This is a genomic window from Candidatus Pelagibacter sp. (genome assembly GCF_052049995.1).
In the GTDB taxonomy this organism is placed as follows: Bacteria; Pseudomonadota; Alphaproteobacteria; order Pelagibacterales; family Pelagibacteraceae; genus Pelagibacter.
Genome location: NZ_JBNGYX010000005.1, coordinates 56,146 through 80,052, shown reverse-complemented (window position 1 = coordinate 80,052; position 23,907 = coordinate 56,146). Strand labels below are relative to the sequence as shown.

General features: G+C 28.3%; 23 protein-coding genes and 1 tRNA gene. 13 read left to right on the top strand and 11 right to left on the bottom strand.

The window, feature by feature from the left end:
• Positions 1 to 23 precede the first annotated feature (23 nt).
• From pheS to ACTT9Y_RS05210, 7 genes are all read left to right on the top strand, one after another.
• A complete protein-coding gene (gene pheS, locus ACTT9Y_RS05240) occupies positions 24 to 1,091 on the top strand; it encodes a phenylalanine--tRNA ligase subunit alpha (protein ID WP_440933340.1) in 1,068 nt (355 codons plus the stop codon).
• Positions 1,088 to 3,496 carry a phenylalanine--tRNA ligase subunit beta gene (pheT, locus tag ACTT9Y_RS05235; protein WP_440933339.1) on the top strand — a complete coding sequence of 803 codons (2,409 nt, stop codon included), beginning with the start codon at positions 1,088 to 1,090 and terminating at the stop codon, positions 3,494 to 3,496. Before pheS ends, pheT begins: the two co-directional genes overlap by 4 nt.
• A gap of 9 nt (positions 3,497 to 3,505) precedes the next feature.
• Entirely contained in the window at positions 3,506 to 5,314 is a 1,809-nt protein-coding gene (lepA, locus tag ACTT9Y_RS05230; RefSeq protein ID WP_440933338.1) for a translation elongation factor 4, read from the top strand.
• A 14-nt stretch (positions 5,315 to 5,328) separates the two neighbouring features.
• Positions 5,329 to 6,066 carry a hypothetical protein gene (locus ACTT9Y_RS05225; RefSeq protein ID WP_440933337.1) on the top strand — a complete coding sequence of 246 codons (738 nt, stop codon included), beginning with the start codon at positions 5,329 to 5,331 and terminating at the stop codon, positions 6,064 to 6,066.
• Positions 6,067 to 6,077: 11 nt separating this feature from the next.
• Positions 6,078 to 6,167, top strand: a tRNA-Ser gene (locus ACTT9Y_RS05220).
• Between the two features lie 115 nt (positions 6,168 to 6,282).
• Entirely contained in the window at positions 6,283 to 8,340 is a 2,058-nt protein-coding gene (locus ACTT9Y_RS05215; RefSeq protein ID WP_440933336.1) for a DNA gyrase subunit B, read from the top strand.
• A 2-nt stretch (positions 8,341 to 8,342) separates the two neighbouring features.
• On the top strand, positions 8,343 to 9,623 hold the full coding sequence (locus ACTT9Y_RS05210) for an ActS/PrrB/RegB family redox-sensitive histidine kinase (RefSeq protein WP_440933335.1): 1,281 nt from the start codon (positions 8,343 to 8,345) through the stop codon (positions 9,621 to 9,623).
• On the opposite strand, the gene ACTT9Y_RS05205 is transcribed toward ACTT9Y_RS05210, so the two are convergent.
• The 3 genes from ACTT9Y_RS05205 to ACTT9Y_RS05195 are packed head-to-tail and all read right to left on the bottom strand — an operon-like array spanning position 9,620 to position 12,911.
• Positions 9,620 to 11,419: a cobaltochelatase CobT-related protein gene (locus ACTT9Y_RS05205; protein WP_440933334.1), complete on the bottom strand. Its 1,800-nt coding sequence runs from the start codon at positions 11,417 to 11,419 to the stop codon at positions 9,620 to 9,622. The genes ACTT9Y_RS05210 and ACTT9Y_RS05205 overlap by 4 nt on opposite strands.
• Complete coding sequence (cobS, locus tag ACTT9Y_RS05200; RefSeq protein WP_075484811.1) at positions 11,420 to 12,394, bottom strand: cobaltochelatase subunit CobS; 975 nt, start codon at positions 12,392 to 12,394, stop codon at positions 11,420 to 11,422.
• Complete coding sequence (locus tag ACTT9Y_RS05195; RefSeq protein ID WP_440925977.1) at positions 12,378 to 12,911, bottom strand: J domain-containing protein; 534 nt, start codon at positions 12,909 to 12,911, stop codon at positions 12,378 to 12,380. Before ACTT9Y_RS05195 ends, cobS begins: the two co-directional genes overlap by 17 nt.
• A 17-nt stretch (positions 12,912 to 12,928) precedes the next feature.
• Between ACTT9Y_RS05195 and ACTT9Y_RS05190 the strand changes: the two genes are divergently transcribed.
• A complete protein-coding gene (locus ACTT9Y_RS05190; protein WP_440933333.1) occupies positions 12,929 to 13,189 on the top strand; it encodes a BolA family protein in 261 nt (86 codons plus the stop codon).
• Here ACTT9Y_RS05190 and aroB read toward each other — a convergent pair.
• Both aroB and ACTT9Y_RS05180 read right to left on the bottom strand, forming a co-directional pair.
• Positions 13,178 to 14,284, bottom strand: a complete 1,107-nt coding sequence (gene aroB, locus ACTT9Y_RS05185) for a 3-dehydroquinate synthase (RefSeq protein WP_440933332.1) — start codon at positions 14,282 to 14,284, stop codon at positions 13,178 to 13,180. The two genes, ACTT9Y_RS05190 and aroB, sit on opposite strands and share 12 nt — an antisense overlap.
• Positions 14,271 to 14,783 carry a shikimate kinase gene (locus ACTT9Y_RS05180; protein ID WP_440933331.1) on the bottom strand — a complete coding sequence of 171 codons (513 nt, stop codon included), beginning with the start codon at positions 14,781 to 14,783 and terminating at the stop codon, positions 14,271 to 14,273. The genes aroB and ACTT9Y_RS05180 overlap by 14 nt, the downstream gene beginning before the upstream one ends.
• Positions 14,784 to 14,840: 57 nt before the next feature.
• On the opposite strand from ACTT9Y_RS05180, the gene ACTT9Y_RS05175 reads away from it, so the two are divergent.
• Genes ACTT9Y_RS05175 through truA form a run of 5 tightly spaced genes read left to right on the top strand, consistent with a single transcriptional unit; the run spans position 14,841 to position 18,967 of the window.
• Positions 14,841 to 15,023 carry a hypothetical protein gene (locus ACTT9Y_RS05175; protein ID WP_440907384.1) on the top strand — a complete coding sequence of 61 codons (183 nt, stop codon included), beginning with the start codon at positions 14,841 to 14,843 and terminating at the stop codon, positions 15,021 to 15,023.
• The gene (locus tag ACTT9Y_RS05170; RefSeq protein WP_440933330.1) at positions 14,998 to 16,761 is read left to right on the top strand and encodes a hypothetical protein; all 1,764 of its coding nucleotides are present in this window, start codon (positions 14,998 to 15,000) and stop codon (positions 16,759 to 16,761) included. Before ACTT9Y_RS05175 ends, ACTT9Y_RS05170 begins: the two co-directional genes overlap by 26 nt.
• A gap of 21 nt (positions 16,762 to 16,782) precedes the next feature.
• Entirely contained in the window at positions 16,783 to 17,301 is a 519-nt protein-coding gene (gene def / locus ACTT9Y_RS05165; RefSeq protein WP_440933329.1) for a peptide deformylase, read from the top strand.
• Between the two features lie 2 nt (positions 17,302 to 17,303).
• The gene (gene fmt, locus ACTT9Y_RS05160) at positions 17,304 to 18,227 is read left to right on the top strand and encodes a methionyl-tRNA formyltransferase (RefSeq protein WP_440933328.1); all 924 of its coding nucleotides are present in this window, start codon (positions 17,304 to 17,306) and stop codon (positions 18,225 to 18,227) included.
• Positions 18,227 to 18,967, top strand: coding sequence for a tRNA pseudouridine(38-40) synthase TruA (truA, locus tag ACTT9Y_RS05155; protein WP_440933327.1), 741 nt, complete (start codon positions 18,227 to 18,229; stop codon positions 18,965 to 18,967). Before fmt ends, truA begins: the two co-directional genes overlap by 1 nt.
• Here truA and ACTT9Y_RS05150 read toward each other — a convergent pair.
• From ACTT9Y_RS05150 to argB, 6 genes are read right to left on the bottom strand one after another with little or no spacing between them, the layout of a single operon-like run.
• On the bottom strand, positions 18,947 to 19,438 hold the full coding sequence (locus tag ACTT9Y_RS05150; RefSeq protein ID WP_440933326.1) for an SET domain-containing protein: 492 nt from the start codon (positions 19,436 to 19,438) through the stop codon (positions 18,947 to 18,949). The two genes, truA and ACTT9Y_RS05150, sit on opposite strands and share 21 nt — an antisense overlap.
• A 32-nt stretch (positions 19,439 to 19,470) precedes the next feature.
• Positions 19,471 to 20,400, bottom strand: a complete 930-nt coding sequence (locus tag ACTT9Y_RS05145) for a histone deacetylase family protein (RefSeq protein ID WP_440933325.1) — start codon at positions 20,398 to 20,400, stop codon at positions 19,471 to 19,473.
• A complete protein-coding gene (gene dapE / locus ACTT9Y_RS05140) occupies positions 20,397 to 21,554 on the bottom strand; it encodes a succinyl-diaminopimelate desuccinylase (protein WP_440933324.1) in 1,158 nt (385 codons plus the stop codon). The genes ACTT9Y_RS05145 and dapE overlap by 4 nt, the downstream gene beginning before the upstream one ends.
• A gap of 1 nt (position 21,555) precedes the next feature.
• A complete protein-coding gene (dapD, locus tag ACTT9Y_RS05135; protein ID WP_440933323.1) occupies positions 21,556 to 22,383 on the bottom strand; it encodes a 2,3,4,5-tetrahydropyridine-2,6-dicarboxylate N-succinyltransferase in 828 nt (275 codons plus the stop codon).
• Positions 22,384 to 22,387: 4 nt separating this feature from the next.
• Positions 22,388 to 23,059, bottom strand: a complete 672-nt coding sequence (locus ACTT9Y_RS05130) for a pyrimidine 5'-nucleotidase (protein WP_440933322.1) — start codon at positions 23,057 to 23,059, stop codon at positions 22,388 to 22,390.
• Positions 23,056 to 23,904, bottom strand: a complete 849-nt coding sequence (gene argB / locus ACTT9Y_RS05125) for an acetylglutamate kinase (RefSeq protein ID WP_440933321.1) — start codon at positions 23,902 to 23,904, stop codon at positions 23,056 to 23,058. Before argB ends, ACTT9Y_RS05130 begins: the two co-directional genes overlap by 4 nt.
• Positions 23,905 to 23,907 lie beyond the last annotated feature (3 nt).

Sequence of the window (23,907 nt, the reverse complement as noted above, 5' to 3'; positions counted from 1 at the left end):
TCTTAAGGAAATAATCTACTAATATGTCAGAGATAAAAAATATTAGAGATCAGTTTGTATCAAAGCTTGAAAATGATTTAAATATTGATCAAATAAATGAAATCAAAACTGAGCTATTTGGAAAAAATGGTTTAATTTCATCAAAATTTAAAACAATAGGATCAATTCCAGAGACTGATAGAAAAAAATTTGCATCAGACTTAAATCAAGCTAAAGACGAACTTCAGAATTTGATTAGTTCTAAAATTAGTGAGATAGAAGGAAAAAAAATAAACGAAAAATTAGAAAAGGAAAAAGTTGATATAACTTTACCTGAAAGACCATTCGTTAGAGGGAAAGTTCACCCAGTGTCTCAAACTATTGATGAAATTTCATCTATTTTCTCTGAAATAGGATTTAGTGTTGAGGAAGGCCCTGATGTCGAGAATGAATATAACAACTTTACTGCTTTAAACACACCTGACAATCATCCAGCAAGAGATATGCATGATACATTTTACTTAGATGAAAACAAAGATGTTTTGTTACGAACTCATACTTCACCAGTCCAAATCAGAACTATGCTAAAAGACGAACCCCCATTTAAGATCATTGCTCCTGGTAGAACTTATAGATCTGATAGTGATCAAACACATGCACCAATGTTTCATCAAGTAGAAGGTTTGCATATTGACACAAATATTAATATGGGACATTTGAAAGGATGCCTGAATTATTTTATTAAAGAATTTTTTGAAGTCGAAAAAATTAAAATGAGATTTAGACCAAGTCATTTTCCATTCACAGAACCATCCGCTGAGGTAGATATTGGTTATGAAATGAAAGATGGCAAAATAATTATCGGAGAAGGAGATAAGTGGCTTGAAATTTTAGGGTGCGGTATGGTGCATCCTAATGTCTTAAGAAATGTAAAAGTAGATCCCTCTAAATATCAAGGATATGCCTTTGGTATAGGTATAGACCGATTAGCAATGCTTAAATATGGCATTAATGATTTAAGAGCGTTTTTTGATTGTGATTATAGATGGCTAAATCATTTTGGTTTTGATCCACTTGATGTTCCTTCAAATTATAGAGGTCTTAGCAGATGAAGATTACATATGATTGGCTAAAAGATCATTTAAAAACAAGTGCCAAAGAAGATAAACTTCTTGAGAAGCTAACAGACATAGGTCTTGAGGTTGAGAGTATAGAAAACTTATCTGAGGGATTAGATTTATTTAAGATAGCAAAAATTGTAAAAACAGAAAAACATCCTAATGCAGATAGACTTAAAGTTTGTGATGTTGATGTTGGTAATAAAGAAATCAAAAAAGTTGTTTGTGGTGCTGCAAATGCAAGAGAGGGCCTTCTTACTGTATATGCTCCACCAGGCGCAACAATTCCAAAAAATAAAACTAAACTTGTTGTTGCTAAAATAAGAGATGTTACATCTTATGGAATGCTCTGTTCTGAATCTGAATTAAATTTATCAGATGAAAGTGATGGGATTACTGAGCTATCGTCATCCAAATATGCCAAAAATATTGGAAAAAGTTATTTTTCTAAACCAAGTTCAAATCTTATCGATTTATCCATTACACCAAATAGACCAGACTGTCTTGGTGTTCGGGGGATTGCGAGAGATCTATCAGCCGCAGGTTTTGGAAATTTAAAATTTGAAAAAGATAAAAAAATAAAATCTAATAAAAAACAGACCTTAAAAGTAAAAATAACAAAAGAAAAAAATCAAGGGTGTTTATCTTTTGGTAGCTGCTTGATAACTAATGTCAAAAATACAGAAAGTCCTAAATGGTTGAAAGATAAATTAATTTCTATAGGTCAAAAACCAATATCTGCAATTGTAGATATTACTAATTATGTCATGATTGATATTAATCGTCCTTTGCACGCGTACGATGCTGACAAAATTGATAAAGGAATAATTATTAGAAATTCAAAATCAGGAGAAGAATTTACTGCCCTAGACAATAAAAATTATAAACTGGATGATGGAATGTGTGTAATAAGCGATAACAAAGGTGTCCTAGGCCTAGGAGGAATTATTGGAGGAACAAGATCTGGTACAGAGTTTGATACAAAAAATGTTTTATTAGAGTCAGCTTATTTTGATCCAAGATCAATTAGAAAAACTGCTAAGAAATTAAATATTGATACAGATGCTAAGTTTAGATTTGAAAGAGGTATTGATCAGTTGTCTATTGAAAATGGATTAAATAAAGCAGCATTTTTAATTAAGGAAATTTGTGGTGGTGAAATTAGTAAAATAGATATTCAAAAAATTGAATCTTATAAAAATAAAGTAATACAATTTGAACCAAAAACATTTGAAAAAGTTACCGGTTTTAAAATTTCAACCAAAGAAATGATAATTATTTTAGAAAAACTTGGTTTTAAATTAAAAAAAGAAAAAAAATTCTTTAAATTATCAGTTCCATCTTGGAGACCAGATATTGTTCAAGAAATTGATATAGTTGAAGAAATTGTAAGAATTAATGGCTATGAAAAAATAAAAATAGAAAATCCTGTCAAAGAAAGATCAAAAAATACTTTAAATCCAACTCAAAAGTTATTTCATTTTCTTCAAAGGGCAGTAGCATCCAAAGGTTATTTGGAAGCAATTACTTGGTCTTTTACAGATGCCAAATATAATGATCTCTTTAAAGAAGCCAATAAGGAAATAAAAATTGTAAATCCAATTAGCTCTGAGTTGGGAGTACTAAGAAACTCTATTTTTTCAAATTTAGCAATGAATATTAGTAAAAACTTAGATAGAGGAATTAAAGATTTATCAATATTTGAAATAGGGCCAATATTTTATGGTTCACAACCCGGAGAACAAAATACAGTTGTTTGTGGTTTGTCAGCTGGAAAAAAATCTAGACTTTCATGGATTGAAAAAGAGAGAAATATTGATGTTTTTGATATTAAAAAAGATGTTATACAAACTTTAGTAGAAGCTGGTTATGACTCAGAAAAATTTTATATTGATGATCAAAGCCCTAATTATTATCATCCAGGAAAATCAGGCAGGATATTTTTAAATAAGGGAAAAGATAAGGTAGCAGCTTATTTTGGTGAAATTCATCCAAATATAATCAAAACGCTAGATATTAAAACAGAGTCTTTAGTAGGTTTCGAAATATTTCTAGATAATTTAAAATTACCTAAAAAACCTCTGAAAGATCAAAAAACAAAATATACAGTATCTGACTTTCAAAAATCTGAAAGAGATTTTGCATTTATAGTTGATAGAAAAGTAAACGTACAAGATTTAGTAAATGTAATATCAAACATTGATAAAAATTTAATTTCAAACATTAAAGTATTTGATGTTTATGAGGGAGATAATATTCCTGAAAATAAAAAATCAATCGCAATAAGCGTTACTATTCAATCATTGGAAAAGACATTAACGGATAATGATTTGGAAAAAATTAATAAATTGATAATAGAAACAGTTGAAAATAAAACTGCAGCTAAAATACGTTCCTAAAATAAATAAATGAGTTCAATTGATAATATAAGAAATTTTGCAATAATTGCGCATATTGATCATGGAAAATCTACTATAGCTGATAGAATTATCCATAGTTGTGGTGGATTAACTGAAAGAGAAATGAAAGCTCAAGTTTTAGATTCTATGGATATTGAGCGTGAAAGAGGAATCACAATTAAAGCTCAAACTGTAAAATTAAATTACAAAGCTAAAAATGGAAAAAATTATATTTTAAATATTATTGATACTCCGGGCCATGTTGATTTCAGTTATGAAGTTAGTAGATCTTTATATGCATGCGAAGGTTCAATTTTGATCGTAGATAGTACACAAGGGGTAGAGGCTCAAACCTTAGCAAATGTTTATCAGGCTTTAGACACTAACCATGAGATAGTACCAGTTTTAAATAAGGTTGATTTGCCTGCATCAGATTTAGAAAGAACTAAAAAACAAATTGAAGAAGTTATAGGAATTGATACTGAAAACGCAATCCCGTGTTCAGGTAAAACTGGTGAGGGTATAGAGGATATTTTAGAACAAATAATCACAACATTACCTGCGCCAAAAGGAGAGAGCTCAGCGGATTTAAAATGTTTATTAGTTGACAGTTGGTATGACACGTATCTAGGTGTAGTTATATTAGTGAGAGTGATAGACGGCAAACTTTCAAAACATATGAAAATAAAAATGATGTCTACTAATCAAGAATATATTGTTGAAAAAGTTGGAGTTTTTACCCCAAAACCAGTAGACATAAATGAATTAAAAACAGGTGAAATAGGATTTATTACAACAGGAATTAAAGTTTTATCTGAAACAAAAGTTGGAGATACAATTTGTGATGCCTCGAAACCATTAAAAGAAGCTTTGCCAGGATTTAAACCAAGTAAACCGGTGGTGTTCTGTGGGTTATTTCCAGTAGATAGTTCTGAGTTTCAAAAACTTAAAGATGGTTTAGCTAAATTGCAGTTAAATGATGCAAGTTTTTCATTTGAACCAGAGTCATCTTCAGCTTTAGGATTGGGTTTTAGATGTGGATTTTTAGGCTTGCTTCATCTCGAAATTGTAACAGAAAGATTGGAAAGAGAATTTGATGTTAATTTATTAACAACTACACCCGGTGTTGTTTACAAAGTGCATCTTAATAATGGAAACGTAATTGATCTTCAAAATCCATCAAGTTTACCTGATCCAACTTTAATAAGATATATAGAAGAACCATGGATAAGAGCAACAATCATTACTCCTGACCAATATTTAGGTTCAATTATAAAAATGTGTCAGGATAAAAGAGGTGTTCAAACTAATCTAAGTTATTCTGGAAATAGAGCTGTTGTGAACTATGAACTGCCGTTAAACGAGGTTGTTTTTGATTTTAACGACAGGTTGAAGTCAATGACAAGTGGTTATGCTAGTTTTGATTATGAAATTATAGAGCACAGAGAAGGCGATCTTGTTAAACTTGGAATTTTAGTAAATGGAGAGCCAGTTGATGCGTTAGCAATGATGATCCACAAAGATTTTGCTCAAAAAACTGGTAGAGAGGTATGTGAAAAACTAAAAGATTTAATACCAAGACATAATTTTATGATACCAGTACAGGCTGCAATAGGAGGAAAAATTATTGCTAGAGAAACAATAAAAGGTTTCAAAAAAGATGTTTTAACTAAAATTCATGGTGGTGGAGCAACAGATAGAAAAAGAAAACTTTTAGAGAAACAGAAAAAAGGTAAAGCAAGATCAAAACAGTTTGGAAGAGTTGAAATTCCACAAGAGGCATTTATAGGAGTTCTTAAAATAAACAAAGATATTTAAATCAAAAAAAAATTATGAATTTTTGCGTATCAATGACCTCAGTACCACCAAGATTTTCATCATTAGAAAAAACTTTAAACTCCTTAGAAAATCAAAACAAAAAACCTGAAAAAATATTTTTGAATATTCCGAATATATTTAATAGATTTAAAAATACAGAATATGACTTTGATAATTTGACAAAAAAATTTTCAAATTTAATAATAAATAGATGTAATGACTCTGGTCCTGGTACAAAATTATTAGGTTCTCTAGATCAAATTTTAGAATATGATTTTGTAGTATTAGTAGATGATGATCATATTTATAAAAAACAAATGTTAGAAATATTTTTTGATTTAGCTAAAAGGAACATAGATAAATCTTATAGTTTTTGTGTTTATGATATTTTAGACTGTAAAGTTGGTCAAGGTGCAGATGGATTTACAATTAATACTAATTATTTAAATAAAATTAAAAATTTTTATAATAAATACATAAAGGATAATAAGAAATTAATACTGAATGATGATCTATGGATTTCAATTTATTTAAACAAAGTATTAAAAGTTGATATAATTTCAGCATTCCCTTTTTTAAAACAACCAATTTTATTTAAACATAAGTCGATATATAAAAAACATACTCAGCTGGGAGCTATAATAGAAACTTACAGCACTGATCGTAAAAAAGCACGAGAATTAAAGTATAAAGAAAATTGTGATGAATATTTATTATTTAAAAAAAAAACTAATAATTTTAAAAATATTTAATATTAAAATTAGGAGAGGTGGCCGAGCGGTTGAAGGCGCACGCTTGGAAAGCGTGTAAAGGAGCAATTCTTTCATGGGTTCGAATCCCATTCTCTCCGCCATTAAATAAGCTTTATTTTTCAAGGGCTATTTGAGCATTTTAAAGCTTTTTTGTTAATATTAATCAGCAATTTTTATAAAAAATGTTATAATTATTTTTTTCCAAAATTTAAAAAAATGACAAATAAAAACACATATCAGGCAGACTCCATCAAAGTTTTAAAGGGTCTTGAAGCGGTTAGAAAAAGACCAGGTATGTATATTGGAGATACAGATGATGGAACTGGTTTGCATCATATGGTCTATGAAGTGGTTGATAACTCTATTGATGAGGCATTAGCAGGATATTGTAAAAATATTAACGTAAAAATTAATTCTGACGGAACAATTACAGTAAATGATGATGGAAGAGGTATACCTGTTGATATACATAAAGGAGAAAAAAAATCAGCAGCAGAAGTAATTATGACCCAACTTCATGCTGGTGGTAAGTTTGATCATGACTCTTATAAAGTTTCAGGCGGACTACATGGTGTGGGTGTTTCAGTTGTAAATGCGCTTTCAGAAAAATTACAGTTAGAGATATGTAGAGATGGAAAAAAACACTACATAGAATTTCAAAATGGTGAAGCTAAAGCTCCTTTAAAGGTTGTGGGAAAAGCAAAAAATACTGGAACTCAGATTACTTTTTTGCCTTCTAAAGAAATTTTTTCTTTAATTAAATTTAGTGCAAATATACTAATTAAAAGAATGCGTGAATTAGCATTTCTAAATAAAGGAATAAAAATAATTTTTACAGACGCCAGCCAAAAGAAAGAAAAAACATCAGAATTTAAGTTTGATGGAGGTGTTATTGAATTTGTAGATTTTTTAGATGAAAAGAGAGAAAAGTTACAAAATAAAAATGGAAACGACTTATTTAGAAAACCAATTTATATAGAGGGTAAAAAAAATAGTATTGAACTTGAATGTTCATTAAAATGGAATGCTGGATATACAGAAGATATTTTTCCATACACAAACAATATATACCAAAAAGACGGTGGAACTCACTTATTAGGTTTCAGAAGTGCATTAACTAGAGTAGTAAACAAATATGCTAATGAGAATAATTTACTTAAAAAAAATAAATTGGCAATTTCAGGTGATGATATTAAGGAAGGTCTTACTTGTGTGCTTTCAACAAAGATTCCTGATCCAAAGTTTTCATCTCAGACAAAAGATAAACTTGTTTCATCAGAAGTAAGAATGATAGTAGAGACATTAGTAAATGAAAAATTATCTATTTGGTTTGATCAAAATCCATCTATTGCAAAAATCATTTTAGCCAAAGTTATTCAAGCAGCAATGGCCAGAGATGTTGCTAGAAAAGCAAGAGAAAATGTAAGAAGAAAAGGAGCTCTTGAATTAAGTGGTCTTCCTGGAAAATTAGCTGATTGTCAAATTGGGAAACAAGAAGGGACCGAATTGTTTATTGTTGAGGGAGATTCAGCGGGTGGTTCTGCAAAACAAGGAAGAAATAGAGCAAATCAAGCAGTTTTACCACTTAGAGGAAAAATACTTAATACTTATGTAGAGGATTTTAACATTAAGAAAAACGGTAATGGAAATGGTTCTGATCAAAGAACAAAGGCTTTGTCTAAAATGATTTCTTCAAATGAGATCGTTACCTTGATTAATGCTCTAGGTTTGGACCCAAAAGCGCAAGAAATTGATTTAAAGGATTTAAGATATGGAAAAATAATAATTATGACGGATGCTGATGTAGATGGTTCTCATATAAGAGCTCTTCTTTTAACTTTTTTTAATAATAAGCCGTTTAATAAGCTAATTGAAAATGGTCACGTTTATTTAGCACAACCTCCTTTATTTAAAATTAATAAAGGCACTAAAGGTGTTTATATTAAGGATGAGAAGGAGTTAGAAGATTATATAACAAAAAATAATAAGGATTTAAAAAAAATTAAAAAAGGATCTAAAGATTACTCAAAAAAAATGGAAGAGGAAAAATCAAAAATGAATATTCAAAGATTCAAAGGTCTTGGAGAAATGAACCCTGAGGAGTTGTGGAGTACAACATTAGATCCAGAAACAAGAAATTTACTTCAAGTACAATACTCAAAAGATTTGAAAAAGGATCAAAGTTTAATTCATACTTTGATGGGTAACGATGTGGCATTAAGAAAAGATTTTATAGTTTCAAATGCTATAAATGTTAGAAATCTCGATATTTAAAAATGAAGTTCTTTGAAACTTCAAAATATCATTCTTTTAAAAAATCAACTTATATAACACTTAGATGGATTGGAATTGTTGGACAATTAATTGCAGTAAATTTTGTATATTTATTTCTAAATCCTAGTTTTGATCATATTACGTCAAACCTAGTTATATTTTTAGGAGTATTAAGTAATTTATATTTAATTTTTATTTATAAAAAAACACAATTATCAGATAGGTCTGCTTTTATCTTTCTACTTATAGATATTTTACAATTAGGTGTTCTTCTTTATTTGTCAGGTGGAATAACTAATCCTTTTGTAATTTTTATATTAATTCCAAGTGTTTTTTCTTCATCAAATTTAAGCTTAAGAACTAATACTTTGTTAGTAATTTTAACAATAATTATAATTGTATTTTTAACTTTTAATTATCAAGACTTGCCAATTAATTTAAATAGTGATTTTCATAACAATCATTATTTTTATTATTCTATACCGATATCATTAGTTATTGCCTTGGTATTTTTAAATTACTTTGCAATGACGTTTGGTACACAATCCAGATTAAGAAAAGAGGCATTAGGAAAAATGGAAGAGGTAATGGCTAAAGAACATGAGCTTTTATCTTTGGGTGGTCAAGCTGCTGCAGCTGCACATTCTTTAGGTACACCACTTTCCACAATAACAATAATTGCACATGATTTAATGAAACAATTAAAGGGGCAAAAAGATTTAGAAAAAGATATAGAGTTATTGAATAGCCAAGTCGAGCGATGTAATGAAATTTTAAAGAGATTAACATTAAATCCTGTGGAGGAAGATGAATTTATTGACAAAGATATTAATATTCGAGATTACTTGAATGAAATTATTTCCTCATTTAGAGAAATAAGCAAAAAGGAGTTTATCTTCAATTTTGATCAAGACTCAAACCCAAAAAAAATAAGTAAATCTATTGAAATAGTTTATGGATTAAGAAATTTTATAGGAAATGCAAATAAATTTGCCAAAAATTCTATTTTTATTAATTTAAAAAGTGATAGTGAATTTACAGAGCTTACAATAGAAGATGATGGTAATGGTTATCCACGAGATATTATATCGAAAATTGGAGAACCATATTTAAAATCAAATTATTCTAACGACAAGTCGAAACAAGGTCTTGGTCTTGGTTTGTTTATTGGAAAAACCTTATTAGAAAAAAATTTTGCATCAGTCAATTGTAGAAATTCAAAAACACGTAATGGTGCTGAAGTTATTATTAGATGGAAGAACAAAGAACTATTTAATATTTAGTGATATTTTTTTTTTGTTTCAAATAAAGAACTTAATTGAGATATCATAACATCTCCTAATTCATTAACGTCAGTAATTTTAATAGCTTTATTATAATACCTTGAAACATCATGACCAATTCCTATAGCCAAAACTTCAATATCAGATTTATTTTCAATAAACTTTACAATCTTTTTTAAATGTTTTTCTAAAAAATCTCCTGAATTTACTGAAAGAGTTGAGTCATCCACAGGTGCTCCATCAGAAATTACCATTAAGATTTTCCTTTCCTCTTTTCTTTTTTTTATTCTATTGTAAGCCCATGATATTGCTTCTCCATCAATATTTTCTTTAAGCAAACCTTCTTTAAGCATCAGTCCCAAATTATTTTTTGCTTGTCTCCAATGAGTATCTGCACCTTTGTATATAATATGCCTTAAATCATTTAATCTACCTGGTGTTTTAGGTTTTGAATTTTTTGTCCAAAGCTCTCTACTTTGTCCACCTTTCCAGTTTTTTGTTGTGAAACCTAAAATTTCAACTTTAACTGAGCATCTTTCTAGAGTTCTAGATAAAATATCCGCACATATTGCTGCAATAGTAATTGGTCTTCCTCTCATAGATCCAGAATTATCGATCAATAAAGTTACTACTGTGTCTTTAAAATCTAAGTCCTTTTCTTTTTTAAAAGATAAAGAATTATAAGGGTCCATTATAATTCTTGGAAGTTTAGAGCTATCTAATAATCCTTCTTCTAAATCAAATTCCCAAGCTCTATTTTGTTTTGCAAGCAATTGTCTTTGAAGTTTATTTGCTAATTTTGTTATAACATCTTGGAAACCAATTAGCTGTTGATCTAAACTTTTTCTTAGTTTAGTTGCTTCATCAGCATTTTCTAAATTCTCAGCTTTTACTATTTCATCATACTGTGTAGTAAAAATTCTATAATCAAGATTTATATTATCTATATTTTTTTTTACTATTTGTTCTGGACTTTGTTCATCAGATTCAACTTCGTTGAGCTGTTCATCTAAGTTAAATTCATCAATGCTATAGTCAGCGTCTAGAGAGGCTTGAGTTTCCTGGTCATTGTTTTCATCTTTGTTATCATCTTTATCACTGTTTTGATCATCATTTGAAGGATTGTCTTGCCCCTGATCCTGATTTTCTTCCTCTTTTTCGTTATCTTCATCACTTTGAAAAATATCCATTTCTTCCAATATTTGAGAAAATTTTGAAGAGTAAGTATTTTGATCCTCTAGATTATTCATCAAAAATTCCTTGTGTTTTTCAATAGAATTTTCAAAATCTTTTTCCCAAAAATTTAACATTCTAGAAGTTAGAGCATTTAACTTTATTTTATGAAAGTTTTTTAGCATATATAATTCAAAAGCCTCTGCCACAGGTACATCCTCTTTTGTTTTTAATTGATCTTTCCTTTTACGATTAATTATTTGTGAATAGTTTTCATGTAAGTTTTTTTCTATACCTTTAAGCATTTGACCACCCAAGACCTCATATCTAATTTTTTCAGCAATATTATAAAGTGATCTAGATGAATTGTTGCTAGGTAAGTTTTTTTTATAAATTAACTCACTAGAAAATTTTTTTTTAAGGGCACTTGAGTCAGTCTCTGCACGTAGTCTTATAAAGTCGCTTGGATTAGTAAGATTATCGATTTCTAATGAAATAATATCTTTAGCTTTTTTTTCTTCAAAGTTTTTTTTATTTAAATCAAAATCATCAGAAATTACTTTTGCTGTTGAATTTAAAGCAATTCTGAATTTTTCTTTTAAGTTTGATTGTTTAGAGCTCATTTAAATTTGAATATTAACCAAGGACTCTGGCAATTCTTCTCCAAAACATCTTTGATAATATTCTGCGATAGTATTTTTCTCTATATCGTCGCATTTATTTAGAAAAGTTACTCTAAAAGCGTAACCAGTGTCTTTAAAAATTTCAGAATTTTCAGCCCAATGCAACACAGTTCTAGGACTCATTACCGTTGAAATATCCCCTGCTATAAATCCTTTACGTGTTAGGGATGCAACTTTTATCATATTGGCAACTTTTTCTTTACCTTTTGCATTATTTAGATTTTTATTTTTGGACAACACAATATCCATTTCTCTATCTAGGCTAAGATAATTTAATGTTGTAACAATATTCCATCTATCCATCTGACCTTGGTTAATTTGCTGTGTACCATGATAAAGACCTGTCGTATCACCCAGTCCCACAGTATTTGAAGTAGCAAATAATCTAAAAAATTTATTTTGTTTAATTACTTTGTTTTTATCTAGTAATGTAAAATTACCCTCAGCCTCTAAAACTCTTTGAATTACAAACATTACATCAGGTCTACCTGCATCATATTCATCAAAAACAAGTGCAACTGGATTTTGTATAGACCATGGTAAAATACCCTCGTTAAATTGAGTTACTTGTTTGCCATCTTTAAGAACGATCGCATCTTTTCCAATCAAATCAATTCTACTTACATGACTATCTAAATTTACACGGATACAGGGCCAATTTAATCTTGCAGCTATTTGCTCAATGTGAGTAGATTTTCCAGTGCCATGATATCCTTGAACTAAAACTCTCTTATTAAACGCAAATCCTGAAATAATGGCTAAAGTAGTATCTCTATCGAACTTGTAGTTTTTATCAATTTCAGGAACGTATTCATTTTTTTTTGAAAATGCGTCAACTTCCATTTCTGAGTCAATCCCAAAAGTTTGTTTTAATGAAACTTTAATATCTGGTTCTGTGTTAAGATTTGGTGTCAATTTTTTCTCTATAGGTATTTTTTAATTGGGTGTAAGCCAGTGTTATAAGTTTAAGTTTTTCCTCGTATTTTTTATTTCCAGAATTCATATCAGGGTGAAATTTTTTCACAAGTAATTTGAATTTATCTTGTATTTTCTTCCAATTTAAACCCACAGAAACCCCTAATATACCAAAAGCTTTTATATCTTTATGATCAAATTTAAATTGACGCATATGATTATATTCTCCATTTATTTTTTCTTTATCTAACTCATCTCTCAAAGTTGTATTCCATAATACTTTGAAAAAATTATCTGAAGAGCTAAAGCTTTGTGTAGGTTTGTGCCAAGTCATGTCAGATTTTAAAAAATCCATTACTTGATCATCATTCATTCCTGAAAAATAGTTCCAATTTTTATTAAATTCTTTTACATGCTCAAGGCAAAGCATTCTAAATTTTCTGCTATTATCTTTTTCGACTGGCGCCTTATATTCACCTATTTCATTACAATTATTCCAGTCACAAATATTTTTCATGATATATAATAACATATATGGATATAAATGAGTTAATTACAATTGTAAAAAATAAATTATTAAATCAAATTAATATTGAAAGTATAAATATTGAGGATAAATCTTTTATTCATAAAAATCACAAAGGAAATCAAGAGGGAAAATATCATTTAAAATTAATTATTGTTTCTGAAGAACTAAAAAAAATGAATAAAATTGAAAGTAATAAAAAAATTTACAAGATTTTGGATCAAGAATTAAAAGACTTTATTCACTCAATCCAAATTTTAATTAGTTAAAAAATTTTTTAGAAATAAATTTAACTTTTTTTTTGAGTATTGTTTGTTAAAAATTGGCTTACCAATTTTTTTTAACAAAACTAAGTTAATTTTTTTAGAATTATTTTTTTTATCTTTGATCATAAAAGATAAAATCTTATTTAAATCTTTTATAGAAAAATATTTTTTTATAGAAGAAGGTAGACCAGAATTATCAATATGATTTACAATTAAATTATATTCACTTTTATTTAGCAGGTTTTCCTTAAAACTAAAACTCAGTGCTGTTTTCATTCCAAGTATCACAGCTTCACCATGATTTAGTTTATGGCTGTACCCTAAGCCTGCTTCATAAGCATGGGCAAATGTATGGCCAAAATTTAATACTTTTCTTAATGCTGTTTCTTTTTCATCTTTTTCGACTATCTTTTTTTTAATTTTACAACTTTCATAGATAGCTTTTTCAATAAATGGAGATGAAAGACTTAAAATCTTTTGAAGATTTTTATTTAAGAAAATAAAAAATTTTTTATTCTCAATTAATGAATGCTTCAATATTTCTCCATATCCACAAATTAACTCTCTTTTTGATAAAGATTTAAGAAATTGAATATCTGAGAGAACCAATGATGGTTGATAAAAACTTCCTACTAGGTTTTTACCATACTTAGAATTAACTCCAGTTTTTCCACCTATTGATGAATCAACTTGAGCTAAAAGAGTTGTTGGAATGTTTGCAAACTTTAGGCCCCTTTTAAAAAGACTAGCCGCAAAACCACTTACATCGCCTGTAATTCCTCCTCCTAAAGAAATTAAAACATCATTTCTTGAAAAGTTTTTATTTAATAAAACTTCTAGAATTTTATTAACGCTATTAATATTTTTATTTTTTTCACTAGCATTAAAAAAAAACACAAAAATACTTTTATTTTTCAAAGACTTTTTAATATTCGAGATAAATTTTTTTGGAACATTTTTATCAACAACGATTAAACATTTATCAAAATCAATTGAATTAGATTTAAAAATTTTTGATACACTTGAGGTCAAATTTGATCCAATAATTATTGGATATTTTTCAGTTTTAGTTACTATATTTAATCTAGTTTGTTTCATAAATTTCAACAATTTTTTTTACTATTTCAATTTTAGTAAGATTATCACATTTTATCTCATATAGAGCTTTAGAATAAATGTTAGATCGTTTCTTAATTAAATCAATTAACTCAGTATCTGTTGCATTAATCGCTAATGGCCTTTTTTTACTGTTTTTAATTCTATTTAACAATGTTTTATCATCCCAATTTAGCCAAAAAGATAAATGATTTTTTAAAATTTCTTTCCTAATATTGTTATTTGTAAAAGCTCCTCCACCAAGTGAAATCACAGTAGAGCTTAATTTAAGTTTTTTTAAAGTTGTTTGTTCTTCAATTTTTCTAAAATAATTCTCACCCTTAACTTCAAAGATTTTTTTTATTGTAATGTTTAAATTTTTTTCAATTTCTTTATCAATATCGATAAAATTAAATTTTAATTTCTTAGCTACTAAAGATCCAATAGAGCTCTTTCCAGAACCCATCATCCCCAAAAAAACTAGATTTTCTTTTGATTTCATAAGTTTCTTTATTGAAAAAACATAAATATGTCTTAATTTGAAATTATCTAAAAGTATATGCAATTCACTAAAAACACAAGTTCAGGCAAAGCAAGTATCATAGGACTTGTGATTAAATCTATAATCGGATTAGGGGTTATTTTAGGTATTATTTTTTTTCTAAGTACAATTGATTTTCCTGCACCTAAAAAAGAAATTGAAAAAATTATTCCAAATGAAAATTTTAAAATTGTTAAATAAAAAAATTCTTTCAATTACATTAGTTTGTCTTATTTTTTTTACACCTGTATTTTCAGAAGAGAAACCAATTGATATTTGGAATATAGAAAAAAAAAATAATCAGGTTATTTCAGAAACAAATATTTCGAGTGAAAATTCTAGTGGCACTACTCAGAATAGTGTTTACGAACTACAAACAAATAAACAAACTGATACTATTAAACTTGATAAAGAATTTTCCTCAAAAGAAATTAAAATTGTTGGGTTATATGATCCTAGTGAATACGGTTTGAGTATGGATATGTGGTCAAATTCTGATGGAAATAAATTAAAAAATTTATTTGAGAATATTAATAAATTTAATCTTTCTGATGATGCATCTGATATAATGCACATATCTTTATTAACTAACGCTTATTCCCCAACTCAAAATATTACAGAGCAAGAATTTATGAGCTTTAAATCTGATTGGTTAATAAAGGATGCAAACTTAGAATTAATAGAAGAGTATTTAATTAAAAATCAAATAATAAATTTGCATCCAAATTTAACAAAATATTTGGTAGATACTTATTTATCAGAATCAAACATAAAAAAATCATGTGAGATTTTTTCTAAAAATTCTGAACCCATTCAAGATGAATATCTATCAAAATTTAATTTATATTGTTTAATCAATTATGGAAAAAATGAAGAAGCACAACTAATCTTAGATTTAAAAAAAGAATTAGGTTTCGAAGACAGTTATTACGAAAATAAAATAAATTATCTATTTGGATATCTAGATGAGCCAGATAAAGAAATATCAACAAATTCAATTTTAGATTTTCATTTAGCTCATAGAACTAACTCTGAGTTTTCTTACGAACCAACAGAGGAAACACCAAAAATAATTTGGAAATATCTTTCATCTGCTAATTTACTTTTTAAAATTCAAGATATAGAAATTACTGATGTAGAAAAAATTTCTACAATAGAAAAAGCTGTTAATGATAAAAATTATTCTGAGGAGGAGTTGTTCGAATTTTATAAAAAATTCCAATTTAATATTAATCAATTTTTAAATGCAAAAGAGGCGTATAAATCTTTATCTCCGATCGAGGGACGTGCTCTTTTATATCAAAGAACTCTTTTAACAGAGGAACCAAAAATCAAATTAGAATTTATAAAGATTTTAAAGGATCTATTCATATCTGATGAAATAGGCGACGCCTTTGATTTAGAATTAAAAAAATTTTTAAGCGAAATTAATCTTGAGGATGTTCCATCAAATTTTACAACATTTTATAATAGAAATCTAAACAAGAAAGAGACAGTAGATAAAAAGATTAAATATAATAGTAAAATTTTACATCAATCAAAACTTATAAATTATTTCAATGGGGATTATGCAAAATCTAAAATTGAAGAGGATCTAGATAAATTTCTAAAGAAAATTAAAAAAGATAAAAAATATTTTTTATCGAAAAAAGATATAATTTTTTTAGAGGCGCTTAAATCTGATGGAGTTGAAATTTCAAAAAAATACGACGGTCTTTATGAGGTGAAGCAATCAGAAATGCCTGCCGATATTCAAACAATGATAGATAATAACGAGATTGGTGCCGCATTGTTGAGAATAATTGAGGTAATTGGACCTGACAAAATTGAAAATATTGATGAAGATACAGTTTATTTTATTATCAATACTTTAAATCAATTAAATGTTGATTTAATTAGAAATAAACTATTGCTAAAAGTTCTTCCTTTAAAAGTATAAAAATTATAATAAAATCAAGTTATGGCTATCAGAACTATAATAACAGAACCCAATAAATTACTTAGACAAATTTCTAAACCAGTCAATGGTGTTGGTAAAGAAGAGCGAAAATTGATGGATGATATGCTTGAGACAATGTATGACGCAAACGGAATTGGTCTCGCAGCGATACAAGTTGGTGTACCAAAAAGAATTATTGTAATGGATATTAGTAAAGATGAGAATAAAAAAGAGCCAAGATATTTCGTAAATCCAGTTATAAAAAATAAAGATCCAGAAAAAGCAACTTATGAGGAAGGATGTCTTTCTGTGCCAAATCAGTTTGCAGAAATTGATAGACCTAGTAAGTGTGAAGTAGAATATCTTGATTATGATGGAGAAAAGAAATTGTTAAAGGCAGATGGTCTTCTTGCAACATGTATTCAGCATGAAATGGACCATTTAGAGGGCATACTATTTATTGATTATCTCTCAAAATTAAAAAGGTCAATGATAATTAAAAAATTATCTAAGAAAAAATCTACAGCAGCAGTTCTTTAAACATGCTAAAGAAAATAGTTTTTATGGGTACACCCATGTTCGCTGTTCCAATTTTAAAATCACTTTATCAAAATGGATATCCTATTTCTTGCGTTTATACACAACCACCTCAAAAATCTAAAAGAGGTCAAAAAATTAACAAGTCACCAATTCAATTAATTTCAGAAACTTTAAACATAGAATTTAGAACACCAAATTCATTAAAAGAAAATTTAGAGGAGTTAGAGTATTTTAAATCTTTAGAGGCAGATTTAGTAATAGTTGTTGCTTATGGTCAAATTATACCAAAGTCATATTTAAATTTAACTAAAAAAGGATTTATTAATATACATGCATCTATTCTTCCAAAATGGAGAGGTGCTGCTCCTATTCAAAGATCAATTATGAATTTAGATAAAGAGACAGGAATTAGTATTATGAAAATAGGAGAGGAACTAGATACAGGACCTGTATGTAATATTTATAAAATTAATATAGAGAGTAATTTAAACGCTGAAGATATTAATGAAAAGCTATCAAGTTTGGCTGCAGAGAAAATTTTAGATAATATCGATGATATATATGAGGATAAAGCAAACTTTATAGAACAAGATCACTCATCAGCGACATACGCACCAAAAATTCAAAAATTAGAGGGGCAGATTAATTGGAAAGAAGATGCTAAAATTATAATTGGTAAAATAAATGGACTTTATCCAGTTCCAGGAGCTTATTTCATGTTTAACGGTGAGAGATATAAAATATTAAAAGCAGAAATTGGACAATCACAAGGAAAACCAGGTGAGGTTTTATCTGACCATTTAGAAATTTCATGTGGAGATAAAAAATCAATAAAAATTAAAGAAATACAAAGACAAGGAAAAAAACCTCAAAGTATTGGGGAATTTGTTTTAGGAACACAAATTAAAAAGGGTTCATTTTTATAATGAATAGATACCAAATACTTATCGAGTATGTAGGGACAAATTTTAGAGGTTGGCAAATTCAAAAAAAGGGTCCGACAATTCAAGGATTAATTCAAGAAAAATTATCAAAATTATTAAAAGAAAAAATTGCTTTACATGGTCAAGGAAGAACTGATGCAGGGGTTCATGCATTTGAGCAATCTGCACACTTTGATTGCAAAAATAAAATAACCGATAAAATTAAATTTTTAAAATCCATTAATCATTTTTTAAATTTAAAGGACATTGCAATTAAAAATATTAAAAAAAGAAATAATAAATTTCATGCTAGATTTTCAGCAAAACAAAGAATTTATAAATACTTTATTTTTAATCAAATAAGCCAACCAATAATTGAAAAAAATAGAGCATGGCATGTTCGTAGGCCTTTAAATTTAGACTTAATGAAAAAGGGAGCAAAAAAGTTATTAGGAACTAATGATTATTCAACTTTTAGATCTTCAAGCTGTCACGCTAAAAGTCCAATTAAAACTATTAAATCAATTAAAATTAAATCATCAAAAAATAAAATTGAATTTCAATTTAGTTCTCAATCATTTTTACAACATCAGGTTAGATCTATGGTTGGTTGTTTAAAATACTTGGGAGAAACTAAATGGGATTTGAAAACTTTTGAAAAGAGATTTAAGTTAAAAAAAAGAACACTGTGTGCTCCTCCAGCACCACCAAGTGGTTTATTTTTATTTAGAGTTCTTTATTAATTGATTTTTATTGCTCATAGCAAACTTTTTATTTATTCGCCATCTAGACTCAGCTCTTACAATATACCCACAACAGTTTTTTGATTTACATTTACAAGGAAATTGTTTGTAGTTTTCATCATAACCAAATCCATAATCACAGGTAAACTCCTCACCTTTTTTAATATCTTTGATTGCTTTGACCCAAATTTTCAATCCCTTTCCATCGTAATCACAATTATTATCACAAGAATGATTAATTAAACCTGCGGTATTCCATGGAAAATCTCCATCTAGATCGTATCTTTTATTAATTGTGAATAAATATATTGGTTTACTATTATCGTACTTATCAGAATCTTGTGTTTGTTTTTTTGTTATAAGTTTTCCGACATAGTCAATTATTTTGGTTCCCTCTTTAATGTCACGAGTTGCATAAAGTCCTCTTCCATTATTATCAATGCCAGATTTTTTTATTTTATACAACTTCATGAAATTTTTATTTAGAGTTTTCTTAAGAATTATCAATTAAATTCTAAAAGAGCATCAACGTGTCTTTTAGTACTGTCTCGAAGTGCATTTAGGTCATAACCACCCTCTAAAATTGAAACAACTTTTCCATTACAAAACTTTTTAGAAGTCTCTAATACTCTTTTAGTAATAGTAAAATAATCCTCTGTTTTTAAATTAAATTGAGCGAGAGGGTCATCTTCATGGGCGTCAAAACCAGCGCTAATCAATATAAACTCAGGTCTAAACTCTTCTAATTTTTTTAATACACGGTCAAATACGTTTAAATATTCTTGTGAACTTATGCCAGCTGGCAAAGGTATATTAAAGATATTGTTAAATTTACCTCTTTCTTGTTCTGAGCCAGTTCCTGGGTAGTAGGGATATTGGTGGGTTGATATAAAGAGAACATTTTCATTTTCATAAAAAATATCCTGTGTTCCATTTCCATGATGTACATCAAAATCTATTATTGCAACTTTCTTAAATTTATATTTTTTCAACAAATAATTTGCACCAATACTCACTGAATTTAAAATGCAAAAACCAGCAGCCTTATTTTGTGAACTATGATGTCCAGGAGGTCGAACACTACAGAAGGCATTTCTAAATTCTTTTTTTTCCACCCCATCAATTGCAGCAATTATTGATCCAACTGCATCAAAAGTTGCTTCTTTGCTTCCGGGTGAAATGATAGTATCACCATCAAGTGAAGAAAAACCTTTTTTTGGGAAAGAACTTTTTACTAAATTTAAATAATTATTTTCATGTGTGGTTAATAAAATATCATCTGAAACTTTAGATGGTTTCTTCCATATAAGATTTTTATTATTAAGTTTTTTAAAATTTTCTACTATGACAGATACTCTTGCTATTTGTTCTGGATGCCCAGGACCTGTATCATGATTTTGAGATGTATCTGATGTAATTAAGCCAGTTTTCACTTAAAATAATTATCTAAGATTTTAGTATAAATTAAAGTTAATTTTTTTAAATCAGATAAGGACACACATTCTCCTACCTTATGCATAGTTTTTCCCACTAATCCAAATTCTAAACATGGAGCTATTTTTCTTATGAATCTAGCATCAGACGTGCCACCAGTTGTAGATAATTTAGGTTTAATTCTAGTAATTTTCTTAATTGTATTTTGTATCATAAATGTAGTTTTATTAGGTTTGGTTAAAAAGGCCTCACCAGAAACACTATATTCAATTTTATATTTTGATTTATTTTTATTACAAATTTGTTTTATTATTTTATTAATTTTATTCTTTAATTTGTAAGATGTGTGCTTGTTATTAAATCTAATATTAAAGGATGCACTAGCCAATTCTGGAATTACATTGTCAGCTGCATTATCAATGTTAATTTTTGTTATTTCCAAATTTGTGGGTTGAAAATCTTTTGTACCTCTATCAAATTTAATTTCTTTTAACTTTTTGAGTATTCGAACCAAAGCTGTTGAAGGATTGTTAGCTCTATTTGGGTAAGCTACATGACCTTGAATACCAATGACAGATAATTTTCCAGTCATACTACCTCTACGACCAATTTTAATCATTTCTCCTAATTTATTTGGATTTGTAGGTTCTCCTACTAAGCAAAATTCTATTTTTTCTTTTCTTTTCCTCAAATATTCAACAACTTTTTTCGTCCCATTAATTGCAATTCCTTCTTCGTCTCCAGTAATTAGAAGGCTGATGGAGCCAACAAATTTTTTGTTTTTCATAGAAAAGTTACTAACCGCAGCAACAAATGCAGCTATTGAGCTTTTCATATCATTTGCACCTCTGCCAATTAAGTATCCTTTTTTAACAACTGGTTTAAAGGGATTAACAGTCCAATCATTTAAATTACCAGGTGGTACTACATCCAAATGACCTGCATAACAAAAATTTGGACTTGCAGTACCAAGTCTTGCGTAAAGATTTTTTACAGGATAACTATTTTTATCTTTGAACTCGAGAATTTTAGTTTTAAAGCCGATTTTTTTTAATTTTTTTTCTAAAAATTTAATAACACCAGCATCAGTTTTTGTAACTGATGGAAACCTAATTAGCTCTTTAGCTAATTGTAATTCATTTATTGTTGGCATTTTAATCTCTTAAAAGATCGTTAACTGATGTTTTAGATCTCGTTTTTTCATCAACTTGTTTAATAATTACAGCACAGCTTAAAGATGGTGCAGATGGATTATTTTTATCTGGTAAAGAACCTGGTACAACAACTGAGTATGGAGGGATTTTTCCATAAGTAATTTCGCCTGTCGCCCTATTTACTATTTTAGTACTTTGAGTAATCAGCATCCCCATACTTAATACAGAGCCTTCTCCAACTATCACACCTTCTACTACTTCTGACATTGCTCCCAAGAAAACGTTGTCTTCAATAATTGTAGGTAATGCTTGAGCAGGTTCTAATACACCTCCAACTCCAGTACCAGCTGAGATATGACAATTTTTTCCAATCTGACAACAACTTCCTGCACGACTAAATGTATCCATCATTGTTCCTTCATCAATATATGCACCAATATTTACATAACATGGCATTAAAACCGCATTCTTTCCTATAAACGATCCTTTTCTTACAGGTGAATTAGGCACCATTCTAAAACCAGCTTTTTCATGATCTTCTTTTGTCCATCCAGCTGTTTTTCCTTTAAGTAAATGAGCTTTGTCATACCAGCTACTGTATGGACCATTTAAATTTTCCATTGGGTACATTCTAAAGCTTAACATGATAGCTTTTTTTAGATGTTGATGTGTAACCCATTCACCATTGATCTTTTCAGCTACTCTTGCTTTTCCACTGTCTAAATTATCAATAATTTGATTCACAGCATCCTTTAAAGATTTATCTGAATTTTGACTTACTTGGTCTTTATTTTCCCAAGCTTCATTTATAATTTTCTCAATACTCATAGTTTTATGGGTTTTTTAATAACCTTATTTCTTTTAAAAATAAAGAAAGATTTTCAATTTTGTAATCAATATAGTCTTCATCAGACTCTTTTTTCCCCCAGTATTCATCATTGATTAACCAAACTGTTTTTGCTCCTCTTTCTTTTCCAATTGAAAGATTTTTTGCGATATCTTCAATGTAAAGTGTTTCAGTTGGATCAATTTGAAATTTTTTCACCATCAGATCAAATGCTTTTGCCTCAGGTTTTGGACTGTATTCAGCATCGACAATATCAAATACACCGTCAAATTGATCTTCAATTCCTAAGTGAGTAATAATATTTTTAACATGTTCTTTGCTACCATTTGTAAACACAAATTTGTTTAGATTAATATTTTCTAGCTCATTCCTTAAAGCAGTATCTTTTTCTAAAAAATCTAAATTAATATCGTGCACGTAGTCTAAAAACTCTCTTGGAGGTATATCGTGATGTATCATTAAACCATTAAGACTTGTGTTATATTTATGAAAATAATTTGTTTGTAATTCTTTTGCTTCTTTTAAATCTACATTTAATTTATTTGAAATATATTGAGTCATTTTTTTACTTACTTGACCAAATACTCCCTCAAGGTCACTGTAGAGTACCCCGTCACAATCAAATAATATGTTCTTAATATTTTTTAATTCCTTCATTGTCTTATTAATGTTCCTGAGCCTTTGTCAGAAAATATTTCCCATAAACATGAATGCGGTTTTGTACCATTAATTATACCCACTGCAGTCACACCATTATTAATTGCATCTAAGCAAGCATTTATTTTAGGTATCATGCCCTCAGTAATAGTTTCGTCTTTAATCTTTTCCAAAATTTCAGATGAAGAGATTTCTTCAATTAGTTTTTTATTTTTATCTAGAACACCATCTACATTCGTCATCAACAACAATCTTCTAGATTTTAAGGATTTTGCTACGGCCATTGCGGCTGTATCTCCATTAATATTATATGTTTGATTTCCTTTCCCTAAGCCTAATGGTGAAATTATAGGGATTTTATTTTGATTAATTATGTTTAATATTTGTTCATTATTAATCTCATTTGGTATTCCTACAAATCCTAGCTCTTCTGCTTCTGGTATAGTTTTTATAACATTATAATTTTTTGTGTGAATAGATATTGCCTCTGTTCCTTTGTCTTTTAAAGAATTAACAATGTCATCATTAAAATCAATCAAAACAGACTCAACAATATCAATTATATTTTTGTCAGTTACTCTTAGTCCTCTTATAAATTTTGATTGAATATTTGATTTTTCAAGCTCTCTTTTAATTCTAGGTCCGCCACCATGAACTACCACAGTTGCAAGGCCTAATTCATTTAAAATACTAAGATCAGTTATAAAATTATTAAATACATTTCTATCAATTAAAACATTTCCACCGTATTTAATTACTATTAAATCATTTTTATATTTTTCAATATATTTAGTTACCTCATTAATTGGTGGCCCATCTTTAGGTAATATCTTTTCAAGGTCCATTTA

Coding starts and splice junctions, on each gene's coding strand:
- pheS (WP_440933340.1), top strand. CDS start 24: ATGTCAGAGATAAAAAATATTAGAGATCAGTTTGTATCAAAGCTTGAA.
- pheT (WP_440933339.1), top strand. CDS start 1,088: ATGAAGATTACATATGATTGGCTAAAAGATCATTTAAAAACAAGTGCC.
- lepA (WP_440933338.1), top strand. CDS start 3,506: ATGAGTTCAATTGATAATATAAGAAATTTTGCAATAATTGCGCATATT.
- ACTT9Y_RS05225 (WP_440933337.1), top strand. CDS start 5,329: ATGAATTTTTGCGTATCAATGACCTCAGTACCACCAAGATTTTCATCA.
- ACTT9Y_RS05215 (WP_440933336.1), top strand. CDS start 6,283: ATGACAAATAAAAACACATATCAGGCAGACTCCATCAAAGTTTTAAAG.
- ACTT9Y_RS05210 (WP_440933335.1), top strand. CDS start 8,343: ATGAAGTTCTTTGAAACTTCAAAATATCATTCTTTTAAAAAATCAACT.
- ACTT9Y_RS05205 (WP_440933334.1), bottom strand. CDS start 11,419: ATGAGCTCTAAACAATCAAACTTAAAAGAAAAATTCAGAATTGCTTTA.
- ACTT9Y_RS05195 (WP_440925977.1), bottom strand. CDS start 12,911: ATGAAAAATATTTGTGACTGGAATAATTGTAATGAAATAGGTGAATAT.
- ACTT9Y_RS05190 (WP_440933333.1), top strand. CDS start 12,929: ATGGATATAAATGAGTTAATTACAATTGTAAAAAATAAATTATTAAAT.
- aroB (WP_440933332.1), bottom strand. CDS start 14,284: ATGAAACAAACTAGATTAAATATAGTAACTAAAACTGAAAAATATCCA.
- ACTT9Y_RS05180 (WP_440933331.1), bottom strand. CDS start 14,783: ATGAAATCAAAAGAAAATCTAGTTTTTTTGGGGATGATGGGTTCTGGA.
- ACTT9Y_RS05175 (WP_440907384.1), top strand. CDS start 14,841: ATGCAATTCACTAAAAACACAAGTTCAGGCAAAGCAAGTATCATAGGA.
- ACTT9Y_RS05170 (WP_440933330.1), top strand. CDS start 14,998: ATGAAAATTTTAAAATTGTTAAATAAAAAAATTCTTTCAATTACATTA.
- def (WP_440933329.1), top strand. CDS start 16,783: ATGGCTATCAGAACTATAATAACAGAACCCAATAAATTACTTAGACAA.
- fmt (WP_440933328.1), top strand. CDS start 17,304: ATGCTAAAGAAAATAGTTTTTATGGGTACACCCATGTTCGCTGTTCCA.
- truA (WP_440933327.1), top strand. CDS start 18,227: ATGAATAGATACCAAATACTTATCGAGTATGTAGGGACAAATTTTAGA.
- ACTT9Y_RS05150 (WP_440933326.1), bottom strand. CDS start 19,438: ATGAAGTTGTATAAAATAAAAAAATCTGGCATTGATAATAATGGAAGA.
- dapE (WP_440933324.1), bottom strand. CDS start 21,554: ATGCCAACAATAAATGAATTACAATTAGCTAAAGAGCTAATTAGGTTT.
- dapD (WP_440933323.1), bottom strand. CDS start 22,383: ATGAGTATTGAGAAAATTATAAATGAAGCTTGGGAAAATAAAGACCAA.
- ACTT9Y_RS05130 (WP_440933322.1), bottom strand. CDS start 23,059: ATGAAGGAATTAAAAAATATTAAGAACATATTATTTGATTGTGACGGG.
- argB (WP_440933321.1), bottom strand. CDS start 23,904: ATGGACCTTGAAAAGATATTACCTAAAGATGGGCCACCAATTAATGAG.